The sequence below is a fragment of the Stenotrophomonas sp. P5_A8 genome (genome assembly GCF_056400545.1).
In genome coordinates, this window is sequence record NZ_JBFULB010000446.1 from 1 (window position 1) to 2,509 (window position 2,509).

The following is a 2,509-nucleotide window of genomic DNA, read 5'->3' on the forward strand; positions in this document are numbered from 1 at the left end:
GTGAAGGTCCCCGAGGCCGAGCTGACCCAGATCGCCAATGGTGCGATCGAGCAGAACATCAATACGCTGCGCAACCGCGTCAACCAGCTGGGCGTGGCCGAGCCGATCATCCAGCGCCAGGGTGCCGACCGCGTGGTCGTGCAGCTGCCGGGCGTGCAGGACACCGCTGAAGCCAAGCGCATGATCGGTGCCACCGCGACGCTGGAATACCGCGCCGTGGTCGAGGGCAACGCGCAGGACGCGATCGCCAGCGGCCGCATTCCGCCGGAAGCCAAGGTCTACCAGCGCCGTGACAACGGCGGTCCGGTGCTGCTCAACAAGCGAGTGATCGTCACCGGTGACCAGATGGTCGCCGCGCAGGCCACCACCGATCAGAACGGTTCGGCGGCAGTCAGCGTGACGTTGAACAACGTCGGCGGCCAGCGCATGTTCGACTTCACCAGCGCCAACGTGAACAAGCCGATGGCGGTGGTCTACACCGAGCGCATCCCGACCGTGAACATGGTCGATGGCAAGGAAGTGCGCAGCTTCCGGGTCAAGGAGGAAGTGATCTCCGTGGCCAACATCAACGGTGTGTTCGGCAAGAACTTCCAGACCACCGGTCTGGAAAAGAAGGAAGCCGAAGACCTGGCCAAGCTGCTGAAGTCCGGTTCGCTGGCAGCGCCGATGGACTTCGTCGAAGAGCGCGTGGTCGGCCCGAGCCTGGGCGCGGAGAACGTCAAGAACGGCATTACCGCGGTGGTCTACGCGTTCATGTTCACCCTGGTGTTCTTCAGCATCTACTACCGCATGTTCGGCGTGATCACCTCGCTGGCGATGCTGTTCAACCTGCTGATCGTGGTCGCGGTGATGTCTATGTTCGGTGCCACCATGACCCTGCCGGGCTTTGCCGGCCTGGCGTTGTCGGTGGGCCTGTCGGTCGACGCCAACGTGCTGATCAACGAGCGTATCCGCGAAGAGCTGCGTGCCGGCATGCCGGGCAAGACCGCGATCGTGACCGGTTACGAGCGTGCCAGCGGCACCATCCTCGACGCCAACCTGACTGGGTTGATCGTCGGCGTGGCCCTGTATGCGTTTGGTACGGGCCCGCTGAAGGGCTTCGCACTGACCATGATCATCGGCATCTTCGCTTCGATGTTCACGGCAATCACCGTATCGCGCGCCTTGGCGACGCTGATCTACGGCCGCCGCAAGAAGCTCCAGAACGTGGCCATCTGACGGGACGACACGCACAATGAAACTGTTTCCGCTGCACATCCTCCCGAACGACACCAAGATCGATTTCATGCGGTGGCGTCATGCCGCGATGGTCGTGACCCTGCTGCTGTTCGTGGGTTCGATCGCGTTGATCGCGACCAAGGGCTTCAACTACGCGCTGGACTTCACCGGCGGTACGCTGATCGAGGCCCGCTTCGAGCGCAAGGTTGACGTTGAAGACGTCCGCGCCAAGCTCGAGGGCAATGGCTTTGAAGGCGCACAGGTGCAGAGTTTCGGTGGCAACACCGATCTGCTGATCCGCCTGGCACCGCAGGGCGAACACGCACCGGGCACCGGCAATTCGGCCAGTGACCAGCGCACCGCCGCGGCGGTGGTGAAGGCCATTTCCACCGGCGACAACAAGGCAACGGTGCTGCGCAACGAGTTCGTGGGCCCACAGGTCGGCAAGGACCTGGCGATGAACGGTCTGTACGCCACGCTGTTCATGCTGGTGGGCTTCCTGATCTACATCGCGTTCCGCTTCGAGTGGAAGTTCGCCATCACGGCAAGCATCGTGGCGCTGTTCGATCTGCTGGTGACGGTAGCCTACATTTCGGCGATCGGTCGCGAGTTCGACCTGACGGTGCTGGCCGGTCTGCTGTCGGTGATGGGCTTTGCCATCAACGACATCATCGTGGTGTTCGACCGCGTCCGCGAAAACTTCCGCAGCCTGCGCGTGGAGCCGCTGGAGGTGTTGAACCGTTCGATCAACCAGACGCTGTCGCGTACGGTGATCACCGCGGTGATGTTCTTCCTGTCGGCACTGGCGCTGTACATGTACGGCGGTACGTCGATGGAAGGCCTGGCCGAAACCCACATGGTGGGCGCGGTGATCGTGGTGCTGTCCTCGATCCTGGTGGCCGTGCCGATGTTGACCATCGGTGCGCTGCGCGTGACCAAGCAGGACCTRCTGCCCAAGGCCAAGGACATCGAAGCGCTGGAGCGCCGTCCGTAAGTCATCGGTTGCACGCACTACCTGAGAAGCCGCGCCCTGCGCGGCTTTTCTTTTTTTGCAGCAGGCGAGGCAGCGCCAGGAGCGGCGTCTTTGCTCTGTGCGAGGGAGGACGGCGGCCAGCCCCGTGCAGGACACGCCGTAAACCCGTCCGTGGGGGCTCGCGGGCGCCATCCATGGCGCCCGAGGGTCCTGCACGGGGCTGGCCGCCATCCTCCAGACAGTTCTCCGTAACCGGCAACGGATCCAAGCCACGCCCTGTGTTGCGTGGCTACGCGGGCCTATCGCACGCATCAGCGC

Annotated in this window: 2 protein-coding genes; both read left to right on the forward strand. The window is 63.5% G+C overall.

Translation table 11 applies throughout. The annotated features are described in order from the left end of the window. A partial coding sequence (secD, locus tag AC1DQP_RS19365) for a protein translocase subunit SecD (RefSeq protein ID WP_478052287.1) occupies positions 1 to 1,218 on the forward strand: 1,218 nt, incomplete at its 5' end. A gap of 16 nt (positions 1,219 to 1,234) precedes the next feature. After that, entirely contained in the window at positions 1,235 to 2,212 is a 978-nt protein-coding gene (gene secF, locus AC1DQP_RS19370; RefSeq protein ID WP_457320823.1) for a protein translocase subunit SecF, read from the forward strand. The last annotated feature ends 297 nt before the right edge of the window (positions 2,213 to 2,509 follow it).